The organism is Enterococcus sp. 3G6_DIV0642, from assembly GCF_002140635.1.
Lineage (GTDB): Bacteria > Bacillota > Bacilli > Lactobacillales > Enterococcaceae > Enterococcus_D > Enterococcus_D casseliflavus.
Map to the genome: position 1 here is coordinate 1,320,562 of NZ_NGLH01000001.1, position 17,524 is coordinate 1,338,085.

A 17,524-nucleotide genomic window follows, 5' to 3' on the forward strand; every position below is an offset into this window, starting at 1 on the left:
ATGACCAAACTCAGTATTGAAGACTTAGCAGCAGAATTGATCAGAAAGATTGAAGCCGGTGACATTGGAAATGAGCAGGGGAAGATGCCTAGTGAACGAGAGCTTTTGGCGATTTATCCAGTTTCTCGTTATACGTTACGCCAAGCCCTTAATAAATTGAGCAAGATGGGTTGGATCTACCAGATGCAAGGGCGAGGCTCTTACATTCGCTTTCAAAGCAATCAAAAACCCACTATTGAGCAAGGAGATCTTGGCTTCAATGAAGATTTGACAAGGGGGGAGAAAAATATTCGAACAGTCAAAGCTTCAAAACGACTGGTCAAGGCAGCGGATGCGTTGTTTCTCCCTAGTCATAAACAATTTTCGAAAGATCAACACTTTATCGAAGTCCAGCGATTTCGCACGCTAGATGACAAACCCTATTTGATTGAACGTTCCTATTATATTCCTGAAATCGTAGGGGAGATCTCCAAAACGATGATGGAGGGGTCGATGTTCCAAGCTTTGGCAGAAGAAAAACAGCTGACGGTTGCCTTCATCGACAAGTTTATCCAGAGCAAACCGTTAACGAAGGAACAAGCTGCCTTCTTTCATTTAGAAGAAGGCATGCCAGCATTGATTGTAAGGGATGATAGTTACTTAAGAAATGGCGAACTATTGGCATTTTCGATGATCCATTATGATTATCGGATGGCAACCCTGTATATGCACAAAAAGATAATACTTTAAGTTATTAACAATGCAAATCATCTAAAAACGATGGCAAGCATGGTCTTTGTTCCCCTCGTTTTTTCGTGCTAGACTAAAATCATCAGCAGCTTTTAGCAACTGACACCTAAGGGGTGTGAGTATTTAGCGTCTAAAACGAGGAAAAGAAGGGACGTGCCGCAATGGCAACAACAGCCAAAGAAACCAAAGTACATGATGTATTTGAATCGATCGCTTCCCGTTATGATCGAATGAACGGTATTATCTCCTTTCAGCTGCACAAACGGTGGCGCAAGGATACCATGAAACGAATGGCAGTACCAATGGGTGCTGAGATATTAGATTTATGCTGCGGTACCGGGGATTGGGCGTTTGCGTTGAATGAAGCGGTCGGTCCGACGGGGCAAGTGACTGGCGTTGATTTTAGCGAAGAAATGTTAACGGTTGCCAAAGAAAAGGCCCAGAAAAAGCAACAAATGCAGATCCAGTGGCAGACTGGCAATGCGATGGCATTAAGCTTTCCAGACGAGCACTTTGATTATGTGACAATCGGGTTCGGGTTGAGAAATGTCGCGGATCGCCAACAAGTCTTGGCAGAGATCCATCGGGTGCTGCGCCCAGGCGGGAAAATCGTTTGTCTCGAAACATCACAGCCCACACTGATCGGCTGGCGGCAACTGTTTACTTTTTATTTTCACCATGTCATGCCGTTATTTGGCAAACTGTTCGCCAAAAGCTATCAAGAATATTCCTGGCTGCAGGAGTCTGCACGGGATTTTCCTGACAGGGAGGCATTGAAACGAGAATTTCAGGCAGCTGGCTTTGATGTGTTGCAAGTCAAAAGCTATGCAGGAGGTGCGGCGGCGATGCATCTAGGGGTCAAACCCTAAGCTTGCTTTCCCTTTGTGCGAGAAAAAACGAAAAAATGAAAGAGACCATCATGCCCTTTATGGCTTGATGGTCTCTTTGCTTTGAGCAATTCAGAGTGTGATTGTTATTTTTTCTTTGGGTTTAAAACAATGTTGGTGTATAACCCAATGGTCACCACGTAATAAATGGCATAGAGGGCGATAAAGATGCCAAAAGGTAACCATAGGTCATGGTACGGATCGATCATCAAGGTGGTGAACATTTTTAGACCGAACAAGACATGGATCATTCCTAAGATACCAGGAACTAGGAAGAGCACGCCAATCTCTTTGCGGATCGAGCTTTTTAGTAAACGCGTGCGGGTACCGATTTTTTTCAGCATCGTGTAACGTTGGATGTCGCTGTTTGCCCCTGAAAGAATTTTGAACATCAGGCAGCTAGCTAACATCGTCAAGAAGGCGATACCCAGGAAGAAGCCCATAAATTCAAAACCAGAGAAAATCCCATTATAGCTGTCGTAGGCGAAGACCCGTTGTGAGAAATTCATATCGGCGGTTTCTGAAGAATTTGCGTCTTGATTTGCTTGCGCCAAATCACGCAGCCCATCGTAGCTTGCTTGGAAGTCTTTGACTTGTACCATTCGCAAGCTGGTTTCCGGTGCATTGACCGCACCAAAAGCGGTTTGATCGACGACTTGGATCTCCTTACCTCGTTGTTCTGGTAAGAGGTAGCTACGCAATTGATCTTGGGCGGTCACATCAGAAGCTAATTGATCGCCAGTCAGCTTGTTGTAAGTAACATCGACACTCAACTGATCCGTACTGGAGCTGAGCAAGTTGTTTTCGTTGAATTGTTCCTTCACGTAATAAATGGTGTCATCCGTTTCTTTCATGCTGTAGGTCACATCAAGGGTCGGGTTTAACGCATTGACTTTTTCGTCAGAGGCGTTTTGGGCATTGTTCAAATACAAGTCATAAGGGGCAACAGTTTTTGCTAGGATAGGGATCTCGTTTTTAAAGCCAAGACCAACCGTCAAGGCTCCTAATGCTAGAGCAAAAAGCATCGCCACCATCGAAAGCATCTGGGTATACTCACGAATCCGAAAGCTTAATTGCGACAAGGTGAAATTGTTTAACTTTTTAAACGCGATCGTATCGTTCTTCTTTAATAAGGATAAAAGAGCGATGATCACCGAACGAAAGACTAGGTATGTGCCAAGAACAATCGTGACAAGGGCGATGCCGATCCCGATCAATTGGAAGGTCATCAAATCGCTCATCATATAATAGCCGATGGCTAAGGAACAAAGACCTAAAATGGTTTGCAAGAAGAGCAAGAATGGCCGTTGTTTGACTTGTGCCGGCGTGCTTGTTTCTCGTAATAATGCTAAAATCGATTTTTTGGCAATTGCCCGTGCATTGAAGATGGCAGCAATCAAAAAGAGAACCGAGAAGAAGACGACGGTTACGATCAATGCCTCTGGACTAAATGCTGCATAATGGGTGATCTGCAAGTTTAATTGATTGACTAGCAAAGTATTGACACCACTTGCTAAGCCGATCCCTAAGATAGAGCCGACAGCGGTGGCAACGATACCTACCATAAAGGTTTCGATAAAAATCATTTGGGCGATCTTTCGTCCTTTGGCTCCTAACATCATAAACATGGCATAATCCTTTTGGCGCATCGCCATCAAGAAAGAATTGGCATATAAGATGTAGGCAAAGGTAATGATCCCTAAGAGAACCGAGCCAAAACGAAAGACGAAGACCACCATACTGATGATCGAGTTGCTTTTTAAAAAGGCTTCATTGCTCGCCATTGATTCGAACATATAAAAGATGGCTGAAGCCATGACTAAACCAGAAAAGAGGACGATATAATCCTTCAACCGAGCTTTGATCCCGGTAAGTGATAGTTTCCAAAGCATGTGTTCTTCCTCCTTATTGTTCCAAGTTTCCTAGAATGACAAGGATCTGGCGGTAAAATGCTTCGCGGCTTTGATCCTCACGTTTGACTTCTTGATGGATCTTTCCGTCCTTGATAAATAAAATACGTTGGCAATAGCTGGCAGAAAGGGGATCATGAGTGACCAATAAAATTGATACTTGGTCATTGGTATTCAAGTCGTCCATCATATTCAATAAGTCTTTCGCACTTTTTGAATCCAAGGCCCCTGTCGGTTCATCCGCAAAAAGGATCGTTGGTTCCGTGATCAGGGCTCGAGCGGCTGCCACCCGTTGCTTTTGTCCACCAGAGATCGCTGCTGGATATTTGTCGAGAATATGTGTAATGGACAAGCGTTCTGCGACTCGTTTGATCCGTTGTTGGATGATCTTTGGTTTGACTCCTTGTAAAGACAACGGCACAGCGATGTTTTCTGAAGCCGTTAAGTTTTCTAATAGATTGAAGTCTTGGAAAATAAAGCCGATTTCACGGCTGCGGAAATCTGCCAAGGCATCGCCTTTTAGTTTGGTGATATCGCTATTGTTGATGCGAATGGCACCTTTTGTCGGATGATCCAGAGTTGAAAGAATGTTTAGTAGGGTGGATTTCCCTGAACCAGAAGCCCCCATGATCCCAATGAATTCGCCTTTTTCAATATCAAAGCTGATACCTTTTAAGGCTTCGGTTTGTTTTTCGTTGGCTTTTCCGTATACTTTGGTCAGTTCATTTGCTTGAATAATTTTTTCCATCGTTGCGTTACGCTCCTTTTAATTGGGTTAATGCTTTGGCTGGGATGTCTTTTTCTTTGACCTCTTCATAGCCAGTTACCCCTTTTTTTTCGTTCCAAGTAAGCTTCAAATAGGCTTCTTTACGCAATGGTCGTTCTTGGAAACCGTTGAAATCAAGGGTTTTGCTTTTGCCGTTCTCATCATACCCTGGCAATTCGTAATGGTATTGCGTATAGACATTCCCATTGTCATCCTTAGAAGTCGTCTTTTCACCATCTGTGGTGATTTGGACATAGTAGCTGTCGCCGCCCATGATGACGGTTTGTGCGACCTGCAATGCGCCGAACCCTATGAGGAGGAGCGCTGCAAGTCCAATCAGAAGTTTTTTCATCTATCGGTCACCTCATTTTTTATTATGATGAAAGTATAACGCTGGTTTTCTGAAAAGTAGTGTGAAAAATCTATCAATAAACTTTCATTTTTGTCACGACAAACGAACAAAAAACGTTTCTGAAGGGTGAAGGTCACCGCTTAGAAACGTTTTTTGCGTAGGGCTTTTCAGTTGTATTTTTTGCGAAATAGTTCAACGATTAGTTGGCCCTCGTCATACATAATGGCGGCTTCGTCAATCATTAATCCTAATAAATAGTAATCTTTTTCTTCATGGATCGTTTGATGACCGCCTAACAGCTCCACATAATAATTTTCTAACGTGCTATCTCTTGGTGTGTTGAGCATGTCGATAAAATGTTCTAAATCAGAGGGCTGCTCTGGAAATTGACCTTGCACAACTGCTTTAAACCCCTCTGCTTCAAAGGCCATCTCACTTATTATCTTTTGACAGTCATGGGACAAAAAGTAGGTGACCACTTCATCGACGATTCGCCGTGCCCGTTCTTTTTCAATCATTTTCTTCTCCGCCTTCTGATTTGCTGGTATTCATCTAACAATGGTACCATTGCTGCTGCGACAAATCCACTGGAAAAGCCATTATTGTATAAGTTCAATCCTCCATGTAAATAGGTGATATTTGTGACCAAGGCTGCATGGACCACCCCAGCGATTACGCCAGCAACTGGACCATAATACCCACTGATGGGGGCTAGACTGGTGCCGAAGATCGCTGTCAGCAATAAGCTGAAGGTCGAGACATCAGAGGTCAAACCGACCTTTGTTGCTAAAACTACCCCAATCATGACAGGCAAACTATTTCTCCAGTGATTCCCGAATGCACTGAAACCAATTACGGTCAGTATTGCGCCTAAAAGGGGACCAGATAGTTCGCCTTGTAAGAAGAAAACAAAGAACAGCATCAACATCCCCATCATCGCCATGTTCATCATCGTGACCCCAAGGGAAAAAATCGTGACATAGTCCGTCATTAATTTCCCTGACGTTTGAAAAAGCTCAGGCAAGCCTTTGAGGGATCGCTGATTTAGAAGATACCCGATAAGAAACATAGCAAGACAAAGAATGAGCAAGAACCCAGTCAGATAATAGTGATACTCCGTCGTCAACTGTTTGTTTGAATAGACTTCCAAGTCGAACAGGCGTAAAAAACTCGTGAAAAACATAGTGATGATGCCAGCAGCAAACCCGATATTATACAAAGAAAAACCTTGGTGGAATTGTAAAAATTGAGCTGCTAGAGGAGGAAGCGCCAAACCGATCAATAGACCGATGCCATAACCAAAAGCGATCCCGACGGGTAAAGGCAACCCTAAACCGAATGCTAAGTAACTGATCACCGGCGAGGCGGCACTGCCAAATAAGGCAACCAGTGAATATTGTGTTGCGGGGCGTTGCTGTATGTAAGAGTATAAATAGACACCAAGTGGAATGGGAATCGAGTTAAAGATGTTTTTTCCAAAAAAAGAAAAGCCAGATATGGTAAAAAAAGCAGCGATCATTGGTCCACTAATAATCGTTCCTTGCTTTTTCGCGAGAAGGATACTGATCAATGTCAATAAGCCACTGTTTAAAAAGGCGCTTCCAAGATTGCCGATCGCAAAATAATCAGAAATCAAATTGCTGGGGGCATTTAAGATTGCCAGCGAGCCTTGCCACAAAGCTTGAGGAGGGGAAGCAACCAAGCCAATGAGGATCAAGACGATGCTATACGCCAAAAGCAAGCGCTGGGTTAAGAGCTGTGAGATAGGTGCAAAGGGTTTCGATTTTGTTTGTAAGAAAACTCGTTTATCTGCCATAGTTTCATTGAACGCTCCTTTTTTTCATAGTATCACACCTTTTAGCGACAAAAAAGTATTTTTTGACAGTTTTAAGTAGCGGGAGAACAAGGTAAATGAGAACCAAAAAAGGGAGAAAAAGAAAAATTTAAGAAAATGGGAATAAAAATAACGGCGATGTATCAAGGAGAATCGCCCTTTTTTCAATAATTTCATCAATCGGTGAAATTATTGACAGAAAGAATTTTACGAAAATTGTTATAATTTAGTTAATCTCGTTCAGATTTTCTAATAAAAAAGCCATTTTAAGATAAAAAAACTGTTTGCTTGGTTTTTTTATTCGAAGATCGAGTGATCACTGAATCACGAGGAAGGGATTTAAATAAGGAGGAAGAGTATGAAGAAAACGAAGTTTGGCATGATTACTTTATTGGCAGCGCTTGTTTTAGGGGCTTGCGGACAAAGTAACGGAGGTGGAACAGGTTCGACTGATACACAAGAATCATCAACTGAGGCAGCTGGATTTGATATCAATGATTTGCAGCTTGCAGTTGAAAATAACGATGAAGTGATCGATGGGGGCGTCTTAGATGTTGCGGTAGTAACAGATACGCAATTCCAAGGGTTGTTTCAATGGGAGTTTTATCAAGATGCTTATGACCGTGACTTCATGTTACCAAGCCATGAATATTTGTTCTTACAAGATGAAGATTTCCGAATTGTGAATGGTGGACCAGCTGATTTAGAATTAGATGTCGATAATAACAAAGCAACGATCACTTTGCGTGAGGACTTGAAATGGTCTGACGGGGTCGATGTAACGGCTGAAGACGTGATCTTCTCTTATGAAGTCATCGGACATCAGGACTATGATGGCGTTCGTTACAACAATGATTTTACGAATATCGTTGGTATGGAAGAATACCACAGCGGCGAAGCTGATACGATCTCAGGTATCACAGCAGTCAGCGATAAAGTTGTTGAAATCGAGTTTAAAGAAATGCATCCAGGTATGCAGCAATCCGGTGGAGCGATCTGGCATTCTGCATTAGCGAAACATGCCTTTGAAGGCATTGAAGTGGCAGATATGCCTTCAAGTGATCCCGTTCGAACCAATCCAATCGGTTTTGGTCCATACAAAATGAGTAATATCGTACCAGGTGAAACGGTGGAATATGTACCGAATGAACATTACTATGGCGATACACCAAACTTAGAAAAAATCGTGATGCGTAACGTCCCTTCGGCTTCAATCAATGAAGCGTTAAACGCGAAGCAATACGATTTAGTCTTAAAAATGCCAACAGATACCTTTGATACGTATCAAAACATGGATGGCTACCAAATGTTAGGTCGTCCAGAACAGTCTTACACGTATCTTGGCTTTAATTTAGGTTCATGGAATGATGAAACAAACAGTGTTGATTTTGATCCAAATGCTAAAATGGCGAACAAAGCATTGCGTCAAGCAATGGGCTATGCCATCGACAATGATGCGATCGGTGAGCGTTTCTACCACGGCTTGCGTTCAAATGCTTCAACATTGATCCCACCTGTTTATGGTACGTTGCACAATAGCGATGCTGAAGGATACCATTTAGATATGGAGAAAGCAAACCAACTTCTAGATGACGCTGGCTTTATCGATGTGGATGGCGATGGCTTCCGAGAAGATCCAGATGGCAACAAATTGACCATCAACTTTGCGTCAATGTCTGGTGGGGAAGTTGCCCAACCATTGGCGGATTACTATGTTCAACAATGGCAAGAAATCGGTTTAGATGTTCAATATTCAACAGGTCGTTTGATCGATTTCCAAGCCTTCTACGACAAGCTGAAAAACGATGATCCAGATATCGATGTCTTTCAAGCTGCTTGGTCTACTGGTTCAGATCCATCACCAACCAGCTTATGGGGACCAAATTCAGCATTTAACTACACTCGTTTTGAGTCAGAGGAAAATACTGAATTGTTAGCTGCGATCGATTCAATCGATTCCTTTGATGAAGCAACACGGAAGGCTGCTTTTGATGCATGGCAAGAATATGCGATTGAAGAAGCTTTTGCGATCCCAACGTTGTATCGGAATCAAATCTTACCGATCTCTGATCGTGTCGCAAACTTTACCTGGGCATTTGACGCCGATCATAACCCATGGGCAACCATCGGTGTGACTTCAGAATCTCGTTAATCGGTTAGTAAATTACACAAATGAATCGGCAGCAGCATGCTCGTTGCTTTTGCCAAACAAAACCAGTTAGGTCTAAAACCTAACTGGTTTTTTTCTTGGTCCATGCAGACGGAAGAAGCAAGTCGAATGTTGAACCCTTCATTTTGAGCGGCTGTTTCGTGGGCGGGTTGGAGTGACATTGACGAAAAAGCTGAGCTCCGTTGGAATAACAGCTTTTTTTGTTAGATAACATTACATAAATGTCCATTTAATAAGCGGCTAAATCGCACGATTGGTAACAGCAGCAAGCAACTGTTGGAGATCGTCTTTATGGTTCTGGTAACCCGCTTGTTCAATAACGACTAAGGTGTTTTTAAGAATCTCTTTGTTCAACTGAGCGGATTGCAAATACGAGTAAATTTCCTGATACAGCACTTGATGGATTTTTAAATAAAAATAGAGGGGTGTATTGGGTAGCGGTTCAGACAAGAGCAGAAACTTGTTAAGCAGATAGGCATCTTTATTTTCGCTGGCAAAGGCACAGCCGTTTAGGATCACGACACTTAACAGATTTGCATAAAATGGATCATTGGCGTAGCGAAGGATTTTTTTGATCCCGTGATCTAAGTAATAACTGATTGTTTCTTGGTCAAAAATAAATAACAAATTTGAGAATAAATTTAACTCAAAGCGCCCCCAGGTTTCGATATCAAACAAGTATTGCTTTACCAGTTCCACTTCTTGGGTGTAAGCTCCTTGATTCATCAGAAATGATTCACGGTTGAGCAGCAGCAATCCTTGGACATACAAAGAATAATAGAAAAAATTTTGTGTCTCAAAGTAGCGTTTTTCCAGGCTAGTCAAGTAGTCGAGAGTCAGTGTTCGCTCATAGTAACGGGTATAGAAATCTTGCACCAGCTGACGTTTCTGATCCGTGGCTTCGCTGTCGATCAACAGACTGAACTCATGAACCGTAATATTCATTTTGTCTAAGTAGTCAAACAGGGTTTGTGAAGAGAGGTTTGTTTTACGATTTTCGAATGATGAAAGGGTGGTACGTGAGGAAATACCTTCGGCAAGCTTGGCTTGCGAGATTTTGCGATCTGTGCGCAGTTTTTTGATTAAAGAGCCTAGCTGTTTCATGGGGGACCTCCTTAATTGTGACGCATTTCTGAACAATGTGATTTTAATAACATGTTATCAAATATAATAAGGTATAGCAAATAATAAAGGAGGTAGTTTTTCATGGAATTTGAACCATTCGGCCCTTGGGAAATCAACCCATTTAAAAACTAGTACTGCCTTTTCTGCGAAACCTTATCGTTGACCTTTCAATGATAAGTCTTGTGACTGTTTCCTTTATGATAGGAACAGCATTTTCCTCGCTCTCTGCGGTTTTTATCGCAGGATCGAGCAACATCTTGAAGAATCGAAAGGTTATTTGATTGCTTCCCCCTCTCAAAGACACCTTTTCGTTTGTGGAAGTCATGAAGCGCATGAATCGCTAAAAGCGGTCAGTCACATTGAATGTCTGTCATGCACCAGACCTTCCCCAATTCTTTGATTCTTTGTGATTGATCGTTTTTTGTAAAGCATCATCCTTCTAGCTATGACCGTAATGTACGAAGATTACGGTTTTTTTTTGTTGTGTGCTGTTGGATAAAAAATGCCCAAGCTGTTACAGAGGATTTATACAGAAAAAACCCTCACTATCAGTAAGAAAACTACGAGCAAATAAGAGTGAAACGAAGCCGAAAACGAAAAAAGAAAAACGTTTGCAAAAAAGTGTTGACATTTTTTCTCAGAATGAGTACTATTATCTCAACGGAACATGAGAGTGTTCTCATTACTGGATTCGTTACTGTTCGGCAGGCAAGACCAGAGGAAAAAAGTGCGTTGATTACCCAAAGTTTCTTGGGTTGTACACTTTTTTGCTTTGGTCTTCTTTTTTTGCTCCATTATTTCTATTCGCTAAAAAAAGAACCGGTTCCAAGGTAAGATCCAGTCATTGATCAGCAAAGGAGGGGAGAAGTAAAACGCAATGAACTGCCAGCTAGGTTTGACGATAGCCTGCAACACTTTCTGGAGCAGTCAATCACCTCGTCACTTAACGGCACGTCAGAGAAAGAAAAAAATACAAGACCTTCTGCATAGACGTCAAAGGATGCAACGTTTTTTATGGGCTATGCTGATCAAGGAGGATCGTTCGTGAAGATTATCAAGAGGATCAACAACAATGTTGTACTTTCAAAAGAAGATGAAGTTGAAGTGATCCTAATGGGAAAAGGGATCGGCTTTCAAACGAAACCGGGTGACCCGATTCCAGCTGAGCGAATCGAAAAAAAATACTATCCAGAAGATGATTTGACAGTGGAACATATGTCGAAAGTCATGACAAAGGCTGACGAAAAACAAATGGCCGTCATTTATGAAATCGTGCGTCTTTTTCGGGATAGTGTTGGAACCGATTTCAATCCAAATGTTTATTTCACACTGATGGATCATATCTTGTTTGCCATCAGTCGTCAAAAGCAAGAAATTGTTTTGACCAATCCCATGCATTGGGAAATCAAGAAAATCTATGCCAAGGAATATGCGGTCAGTGTCCAAGCGGTCGAATTGATCCGCAAAGAGCTGTATCCCGATTTTTCACAAGAAGAAGCTGCGTTTATCACTTTGCATTTCGTCAATGCGCAAATTGAAAAAAGCGCCAATCAAAGTGCTTATGAGCACACCGAGTTGACGAACAATATTTTACGGATCGTTAAGTACAGCATGAACATCGAGTTTGATGAGAATTCTTCTTACTTCCAACGGTTCGTGACCCACATTCGCTATTATTTAATTCGACAAAGTCAAGAAAAAGAAGAGCCGGTATTGGCAAATCCAATGATTGCCTTGGCCTTCAGCAGCTATCCAAAAGAAAAAGAAACCGCAGATTCGATCAAAGAATACTTATTTGAACAAAAGGGCTGGCATGTCAACGATATGGAATTGATGTATTTGATTCTGCATATCGGTAACTTAGCCGCTCACTCAAAATTAACCTAAGAATGGAAATGGATTCGTTACAGTTCGGCTGGCAAGACCTGCACTTTCTTACAATACTCGATGAGGAAACCCGTCGCTCTTTTTTTAGGGGGTCTCTCATGCTTGTTTATTGTAGAAATGGCTGGTCTTTTTATTTTTATTAAATGACCAATAAAAAAGGAGCAATCAAAATGGCAAAATATACTGAATTAGCGCAAGACATTTTGGCCCACGTTGGTGGCAAAGAAAATGTCTCATCTGTAAAACACTGTGTGACTCGCTTACGGTTCCACTTAAAAGACGAAAGCAAAGCGGACACTGATTATTTGCAAAAACGTGACGGTGTCGTGACCGTCGTCAAAGCAGGCGGACAATACCAAGTCGTTATCGGTAATCATGTGCCAGATGTTTATGATGAAGTGTTGAAAGTCGGCGGATTAGCCGATGGCGGCAGTCTGGATATCGACGAAGGCGACGGACAAAAAGGCAGCTTGTTTGACCGCTTTATCGATGTTATCTCAAGCCTGTTCCAACCGTTCTTAGGTCCATTAGCGGCAGCCGGTATCTTAAAAGGGATCACGGCGTTGCTGGCAGCAACTGGGATGGAAGCGACCAATGGTATCTATGTAGTAATGAATACTTTAGGCGATGGTTTGTTCCAATACTTACCAATGATCTTAGCCGTCACTGCAGCGAAGAAATTCAAGATGAACACCTATACAGCATTAGCGATCGCAGGGGCGATGGTCTATCCTGGCTTAGCAGAAAGCGTAGCTGAAGCGAGCAAAGTCTTCGGTCTAACCTTGACCTTGCCAGCAGGCGGTTACTTCAACAGCGTATTGCCAATTATTTTAGCGATTTTTGTCGCTTCAAAAATTGAGCAGTTTATGCGCAAAGTCACACCTGACGTAGTCAAAATGTTTGTGGTTCCGTTTGTAACGATTTTGATCACCGTGCCGTTGACCTTCTTTGTGGTAGGTCCAGTCGCAAATACAGCATCTAGCTGGATCGGTGTTGCTTTCCAAGCAGTGTACGATTTCAGCCCAATTATTTACGGCTTTGCTTTAGGGGCATTATGGCAAGTATTAGTTATGTTTGGTCTTCACTGGGGTCTTGTGCCATTGGCGATCATGGATATGGCGCAAAACGGCTCTTCGATTATTTTGACCGCAGCAGTGCTACCATGTTTCACGCAAACGGGTGTGTTAGCAGCGATTTGGTTGAAAACGAAAGAACCAAAAGTCAAACAAGGCGCAATGCCAGCATTGATCTCATCGATCTTCGGTGTGACTGAACCTGCGATCTACGGGTACACGTTGCCAATGAAAACACCATTTATCGTTTCTTGTTTAGTTTCAGGTTTCGTCGGTATCTACTTGTCAATCTTTAACGTCACTGGTTATGCAATGGGTGGTATGGGGATCTTCTTGTATCCTGCATATATTGATCCAGCAACAGGCAGCTTCCATAGTGTGATCCACTTGGCGATTGGTACAGTGATTGCGATCGTAGCGTCATTTATCATCATGATGTTGTTGAAAGTACCAACATTGTATACAACTGTTGATTCACCAGTCGACGGTCAAGCAACACCAGCAGCACCAGCACCAGAAGTAAAAACCGTTTCTGTCAGCGTCAAAGATGAAACAGTCAAAAGTCCAGTAACCGGTCAAGTGGTTGCTTTAGCAGATGTGGAAGACAAAGTCTTTTCTTCAGGTGCTATGGGAAAAGGGATCGCCGTTGAACCAGCGATCGGTGAAATCACTGCGCCAGCAGATGCAGAAGTCAAAATCTTGTTTCCAACAAAACATGCCATCGGCTTAGTCACTGAGGATGGGACAGAATTATTGATCCACATCGGCATGAATACGGTGGAACTTGAAGGCAATCACTTTACTGCCTACATCAACCAAGGAGACAAAGTCAAAGCCGGTCAAAAATTGATCTCTTTTGATACTGAAGCGATTCGTGCGGAAGGCTATTCCTTACTGACACCAGTCATCGTCACAAACTCTAACGACTACAGTGACATCCAAACGACACAGTCAAAAGAAGTAACAGCGAACGACAATTTGATCGAAGTCGTAAAATAAATGCGTTTATCGGCACGTCGCTGGATCAGTAAGAATGCTTTCTTGCTGATCTGCTGTGTCGATTATTAAAGAAAAAGAAAGTAGGCTAATCACGACAGAAAAACAATTTCCAAAAGGCTTTTTATGGGGCGGCGCCACTGCAGCCAACCAATTTGAAGGAGCATGGAACGAAGGCGGACGTGGTCCAGCCACATCTGATACAGCGATCGCTGTCAAACCAGAAGACCGCAAAAACATGGCAGAATTTGCTGCACCAATGACACGGGAAAAAGTTTTGTTTGCCTTAAATGACAAAGAAGGCTTGTATCCAAAACGTTGGGGGTCAGACTTCTACCATCGCTACAAAGAAGATATCGCCTTGTATGCAGAGATGGGCTTCAAAACCTTCCGTCTGTCCATCGCTTGGTCAAGAATTTTTCCAAATGGTGACGATGCTCAGCCAAATGAAGAAGGCTTGCAATTTTATGACAATGTGTTTGATGAGTGTGCGAAATACGGGATCGAACCCTTAGTGACCCTCTCTCACTACGAAACACCTATCGGGATCGCGTTAAACTATGGCGGCTGGAAAAATCGCCAAGTGATCGATTTGTTCGTCAAATACGCAGAAACCGTGTTGACCCGCTACAAAGACAAAGTCAAATACTGGTTGACCTTCAATGAAATCAATATTATGGGGATCTCTGGCTATGTTGGTGGTGCCTTGTTATCCGAAGACGGCACACAAAACCTTTCTGACATGTATCAAGCCGTGCATCATCAATTTGTGGCTTCTAGTTTAGCAACAAAATTTGCCCACGAAATCAATCCTGACATCAAAGTAGGGATGATGTTGGCACGGATGCAAGCATACCCAGCTACACCAAATCCAGCAGATGTGATGGAAGAAATCAAGCGTGACCACGAGAATCTCTTCTTCTCTGATGTCCAAGTTCGTGGGAAGTATCCCGCATATACGAAGCGCTTCTTTAAAGAAAACGGCATCGAAGTGACCTTCGAAGATGGCGATTTAGACCTTCTTGCGCAATACCCTGTCGACTTCATGTCCTTTTCTTACTACATGAGTTCTATTGCCCGCCACAATCCTGAAGAAGGCGGCGAAGCAACTGCTGGCAATTTTTCTTTAGGCGAATCAAACCCTTACTTGGAAGCCTCTGACTGGGGGTGGCAAATCGATCCAATCGGCTTGCGTGTGACTTTGAATAACTTGTACGACCGCTACCAAGTACCGTTGTTTATCGTTGAAAACGGCTTAGGTGCCTTGGATACGGTGGAAGAAGATGGTTCAATCCATGACAGCTATCGCATCGATTATTTGAAGGCGCATATCGAGCAAATGTATGAAGCGATCGAAGATGGTGTGGAATTGATGGGCTATACGCCTTGGGGTTGTACCGACTTAGTTTCGGCTTCCACATCAGAAATGTCGAAACGCTATGGCTTTGTCTATGTAGACGCGGATGATGAAGGAAATGGCAGCTTTGATCGTTCTCGCAAAGATAGTTTCTACTGGTACAAAGAAGTGATTGCCACCAATGGCGGTAGTTTGTTACAGGATTAAAAACTAAACCAAAGTGGCTCTCTTTTGTGAGAGCCGCTTTTTTGATGTGCTCAGTAAAAAAAGAAGAGAAAGGGGGTTAGCAGCTGCCATGCTAGAAAGATCAATGAAACAGTCAACGCCCATTTTTTCATTTTTAATTTAGGCACAAAGGATTCGGGTATCAAATAGACAAGAGAGAATACTGTAAGAAAAAACAACAGGGTCAGTGGTTGGACGACAAAGGTCAGCCAGCTCATAGGAAACGCTCCTTTCAAGAGATTTGATGATTCTTTGTTATGATGTGGTAATTTACAATTTTATTATATATTTAATTGTTTATGAAGACAATGTGTTCTTGGGGATCGCAAGTGTCACAACGAAAGGAATCAGAGAGAAAGGCTTGGCATGCCGTGATCGGCGAAAAGTGATTTTTTCATCAAAGTAAACTGAATAAGAATGAGTGAGGATGAACAATAAAAAAATCCCCTCGAAAGGGGATCATGAGCCGTAATCCTTACGAAGGGGATGAAAGGAGCTGCTTCATAGGTATAGATCGTCTTTGTTATAGTCAAAAGGCATTAAGAGGGCGTTTTGGCGCGAGTCAGGCGCAGCTGCAGTCAACGTTTTCTACTACGCAAATAAAAAATATACCCAAGCAGACTAGCAGAAATCAAGAAACCCATAAAATAAACGGTTAGTTTCATATCTGGCATGACATAGGAGTATTCTAAGATTTTACAAACAAAGATGATCAAAGAAACAGTGATCGTTAGAGAAACCCATGTGAAACGCGGCAGTCGTTTGGTTAGGAAGACCAAACCTAACGAAAAAAAGATGACTGGTACCCAAAAGATCAAGCGAGCAAGTTGGATCATTTTATCTCTCCTCATTCAAATTGATTTGAGTAAAAGGATAGCTTAAAACGCTTGTTATTAAAAATGATAGCCATTGCTTATGAGTATTTTTTTTTCGAAGCGTGTGTTTTCAACTTAAGGCATGGGCGTAATGCTGCTCTTTAAATTCTTTTGGTGTTTGCCCCGTGACTGCTTTGAAATTGCGAATAAAATGGCTCTGATTGGCAAAGGCTAATTGGGTGCTGATTTTTTCGTAGGAATAATCTGTGAACAACAATAAATGCTTGGCTTCACTGATTTTTCGTTCCTGAATGTAACTGTGGATCGTTTTGTTCATTTCTTTTTTGAATTGATTGCACAGATGGGTCTTGTGTTTTTGAGTGATGGCAGCGAGGTCATCAATGGTCACTTTTTCGTAGAGATGGCTATCAACATGATTCACGATCGTTTTGACTAGCAGTGATTTTTTCGCTAGCGGGTAGCTATGTAAAAGCTCCATGAAGCGGTAGGTGGCTTCTTTGATATAGCGAAGACATTCCTCAGCAGAATGAATATAAACCAGACCTTGGATCAAGGAGTCAGATAAGCCGAATGCTTGGTTGACTGGTACTCCTTCATCAATGCTCATGCGGGTCACGACAGCGACAAAGGCCGAAAATTTTAGTTTCAACCCTTCAAGCTCATAAGGAGAGAGCGAAACGCTGTAGGTCTCTTTCATTTTGTTGAACACCCAAACCACTTTTTCAGGCTCATTACGTTTGATGTAGTCGAGATAACGCAATTCAAAATGGTAGGAATCAAAGGTGGCTTCATGCACCCGACGTTCGTAAAGATTGGTTTCCAGACTAAGATCTGTTTGCATGGATCGGTCGTGAGGCTCGTTTTGGTAATGCCAATGAATTTGGTCTTTTGCAAGAGGTTGCTCCGCAAACAGCGTATAAAGCAGCTGGATGTACTCTTCAAAGGAGTATTTGTTTTCTTTTGAGTAGTGCACATTGTAGTGGTATTCATGCTCAAGAAACAGGTAAGACGTATCTGGTGTACCAATCACACCACAAGGGCCTATGACCATATAACAGGTTTTTCCAGTTAACTGAAATGCAAAACAACCAAGCATATATTTGCCGTAATGATAGAGATTCGCAACTGGGCCGTTCGTTTCTTCCAAATAGTGTTTCAGAGGATTCTGGGCTGTTAAGGTGAGTGGGGGATACAAAGGAGTTCCTTCTTGATCCAAGAGGATCATCGGGATCAAATATTTGCGATACAGCAGATCCATGGCGGTCGTAAGTGTTGTTTTGTTCATGAGACACCTCAAAGTCCAAACATTGTTTTTTCTTTTAGTATAACGTAAATTTTTTCGCATTCAATAAATATTTTATTATAAATAATATTTTT

At 42.3% G+C, this 17,524-nt stretch carries 15 protein-coding genes; 6 read left to right on the forward strand and 9 right to left on the reverse strand.

Going from position 1 to position 17,524, the window contains the following annotated elements; genetic code table 11:
* Both A5878_RS06230 and A5878_RS06235 read left to right on the forward strand, forming a co-directional pair.
* The gene (locus A5878_RS06230; RefSeq protein ID WP_086294963.1) at window positions 1–729 is read left to right on the forward strand and encodes a GntR family transcriptional regulator; all 729 of its coding nucleotides are present in this window, start codon (window positions 1–3) and stop codon (window positions 727–729) included.
* Window positions 730–890: 161 nt separating this feature from the next.
* The gene (locus tag A5878_RS06235) at window positions 891–1,598 is read left to right on the forward strand and encodes a demethylmenaquinone methyltransferase (RefSeq protein ID WP_086294964.1); all 708 of its coding nucleotides are present in this window, start codon (window positions 891–893) and stop codon (window positions 1,596–1,598) included.
* A gap of 104 nt (window positions 1,599–1,702) precedes the next feature.
* On the opposite strand, the gene A5878_RS06240 is transcribed toward A5878_RS06235, so the two are convergent.
* The 5 genes from A5878_RS06240 to A5878_RS06260 all read right to left on the reverse strand — a co-directional run bounded on the left by A5878_RS06240 (window position 1,703) and on the right by A5878_RS06260 (window position 6,460).
* Window positions 1,703–3,508, reverse strand: coding sequence for an ABC transporter permease (locus A5878_RS06240; RefSeq protein ID WP_086294965.1), 1,806 nt, complete (start codon window positions 3,506–3,508; stop codon window positions 1,703–1,705).
* Between the two features lie 13 nt (window positions 3,509–3,521).
* Entirely contained in the window at window positions 3,522–4,274 is a 753-nt protein-coding gene (locus tag A5878_RS06245) for an ABC transporter ATP-binding protein (RefSeq protein ID WP_005225671.1), read from the reverse strand.
* A 7-nt stretch (window positions 4,275–4,281) separates the two neighbouring features.
* Entirely contained in the window at window positions 4,282–4,644 is a 363-nt protein-coding gene (locus tag A5878_RS06250) for a YxeA family protein (RefSeq protein WP_010747916.1), read from the reverse strand.
* Between the two features lie 167 nt (window positions 4,645–4,811).
* Entirely contained in the window at window positions 4,812–5,162 is a 351-nt protein-coding gene (locus A5878_RS06255; RefSeq protein ID WP_005225673.1) for a hypothetical protein, read from the reverse strand.
* Complete coding sequence (locus A5878_RS06260) at window positions 5,159–6,460, reverse strand: DUF1576 domain-containing protein (RefSeq protein ID WP_081116754.1); 1,302 nt, start codon at window positions 6,458–6,460, stop codon at window positions 5,159–5,161. The genes A5878_RS06255 and A5878_RS06260 overlap by 4 nt, the downstream gene beginning before the upstream one ends.
* Before the next feature lie 376 nt (window positions 6,461–6,836).
* Between A5878_RS06260 and A5878_RS06265 the strand changes: the two genes are divergently transcribed.
* Window positions 6,837–8,630, forward strand: coding sequence for an oligopeptide ABC transporter substrate-binding protein (locus tag A5878_RS06265; RefSeq protein ID WP_086294966.1), 1,794 nt, complete (start codon window positions 6,837–6,839; stop codon window positions 8,628–8,630).
* Here the strand turns inward: A5878_RS06265 and A5878_RS17360 are convergent.
* Together A5878_RS17360 and A5878_RS06270 are read right to left on the reverse strand one after the other, a co-directional pair.
* The gene (locus A5878_RS17360) at window positions 8,627–8,809 is read right to left on the reverse strand and encodes a hypothetical protein (protein ID WP_142967746.1); all 183 of its coding nucleotides are present in this window, start codon (window positions 8,807–8,809) and stop codon (window positions 8,627–8,629) included. The genes A5878_RS06265 and A5878_RS17360 overlap by 4 nt on opposite strands.
* Window positions 8,810–8,888: 79 nt before the next feature.
* Window positions 8,889–9,752, reverse strand: coding sequence for a helix-turn-helix domain-containing protein (locus A5878_RS06270; RefSeq protein ID WP_086294967.1), 864 nt, complete (start codon window positions 9,750–9,752; stop codon window positions 8,889–8,891).
* Window positions 9,753–10,817: 1,065 nt separating this feature from the next.
* Between A5878_RS06270 and A5878_RS06285 the strand changes: the two genes are divergently transcribed.
* The 3 genes from A5878_RS06285 to A5878_RS06295 all read left to right on the forward strand — a co-directional run bounded on the left by A5878_RS06285 (window position 10,818) and on the right by A5878_RS06295 (window position 15,293).
* Window positions 10,818–11,660 (forward strand): PRD domain-containing protein, encoded by an 843-nt coding sequence (locus tag A5878_RS06285; RefSeq protein ID WP_005225677.1) that lies wholly within the window; start codon window positions 10,818–10,820, stop codon window positions 11,658–11,660.
* A 170-nt stretch (window positions 11,661–11,830) separates the two neighbouring features.
* Window positions 11,831–13,732 carry a beta-glucoside-specific PTS transporter subunit IIABC gene (locus A5878_RS06290; protein WP_086294968.1) on the forward strand — a complete coding sequence of 634 codons (1,902 nt, stop codon included), beginning with the start codon at window positions 11,831–11,833 and terminating at the stop codon, window positions 13,730–13,732.
* 55 nt (window positions 13,733–13,787) lie between these two features.
* Entirely contained in the window at window positions 13,788–15,293 is a 1,506-nt protein-coding gene (locus A5878_RS06295) for a glycoside hydrolase family 1 protein (protein ID WP_086294969.1), read from the forward strand.
* A gap of 596 nt (window positions 15,294–15,889) precedes the next feature.
* Here the strand turns inward: A5878_RS06295 and A5878_RS06305 are convergent.
* Both A5878_RS06305 and A5878_RS06310 read right to left on the reverse strand, forming a co-directional pair.
* Window positions 15,890–16,147 (reverse strand): hypothetical protein, encoded by a 258-nt coding sequence (locus A5878_RS06305; protein WP_005225681.1) that lies wholly within the window; start codon window positions 16,145–16,147, stop codon window positions 15,890–15,892.
* A 109-nt stretch (window positions 16,148–16,256) separates the two neighbouring features.
* Window positions 16,257–17,492, reverse strand: coding sequence for a helix-turn-helix domain-containing protein (locus A5878_RS06310; RefSeq protein WP_086294971.1), 1,236 nt, complete (start codon window positions 17,490–17,492; stop codon window positions 16,257–16,259).
* Window positions 17,493–17,524: the final 32 nt, after the last annotated feature.

Excerpts from the sequence above, each read along its gene's own strand:
- A5878_RS06255 (WP_005225673.1), bottom strand. The coding sequence starts at position 5,162 with ATGATTGAAAAAGAACGGGCACGGCGAATCGTCGATGAAGTGGTCACC.
- A5878_RS06310 (WP_086294971.1), bottom strand. The coding sequence starts at position 17,492 with ATGCGAAAAAATTTACGTTATACTAAAAGAAAAAACAATGTTTGGACT.
- A5878_RS06265 (WP_086294966.1), top strand. The coding sequence starts at position 6,837 with ATGAAGAAAACGAAGTTTGGCATGATTACTTTATTGGCAGCGCTTGTT.
- A5878_RS06250 (WP_010747916.1), bottom strand. The coding sequence starts at position 4,644 with ATGAAAAAACTTCTGATTGGACTTGCAGCGCTCCTCCTCATAGGGTTC.
- A5878_RS06245 (WP_005225671.1), bottom strand. The coding sequence starts at position 4,274 with ATGGAAAAAATTATTCAAGCAAATGAACTGACCAAAGTATACGGAAAA.
- A5878_RS17360 (WP_142967746.1), bottom strand. The coding sequence starts at position 8,809 with ATGTCACTCCAACCCGCCCACGAAACAGCCGCTCAAAATGAAGGGTTC.
- A5878_RS06290 (WP_086294968.1), top strand. The coding sequence starts at position 11,831 with ATGGCAAAATATACTGAATTAGCGCAAGACATTTTGGCCCACGTTGGT.
- A5878_RS06260 (WP_081116754.1), bottom strand. The coding sequence starts at position 6,460 with ATGGCAGATAAACGAGTTTTCTTACAAACAAAATCGAAACCCTTTGCA.
- A5878_RS06270 (WP_086294967.1), bottom strand. The coding sequence starts at position 9,752 with ATGAAACAGCTAGGCTCTTTAATCAAAAAACTGCGCACAGATCGCAAA.
- A5878_RS06305 (WP_005225681.1), bottom strand. The coding sequence starts at position 16,147 with ATGATCCAACTTGCTCGCTTGATCTTTTGGGTACCAGTCATCTTTTTT.
- A5878_RS06240 (WP_086294965.1), bottom strand. The coding sequence starts at position 3,508 with ATGCTTTGGAAACTATCACTTACCGGGATCAAAGCTCGGTTGAAGGAT.
- A5878_RS06230 (WP_086294963.1), top strand. The coding sequence starts at position 1 with ATGACCAAACTCAGTATTGAAGACTTAGCAGCAGAATTGATCAGAAAG.
- A5878_RS06235 (WP_086294964.1), top strand. The coding sequence starts at position 891 with ATGGCAACAACAGCCAAAGAAACCAAAGTACATGATGTATTTGAATCG.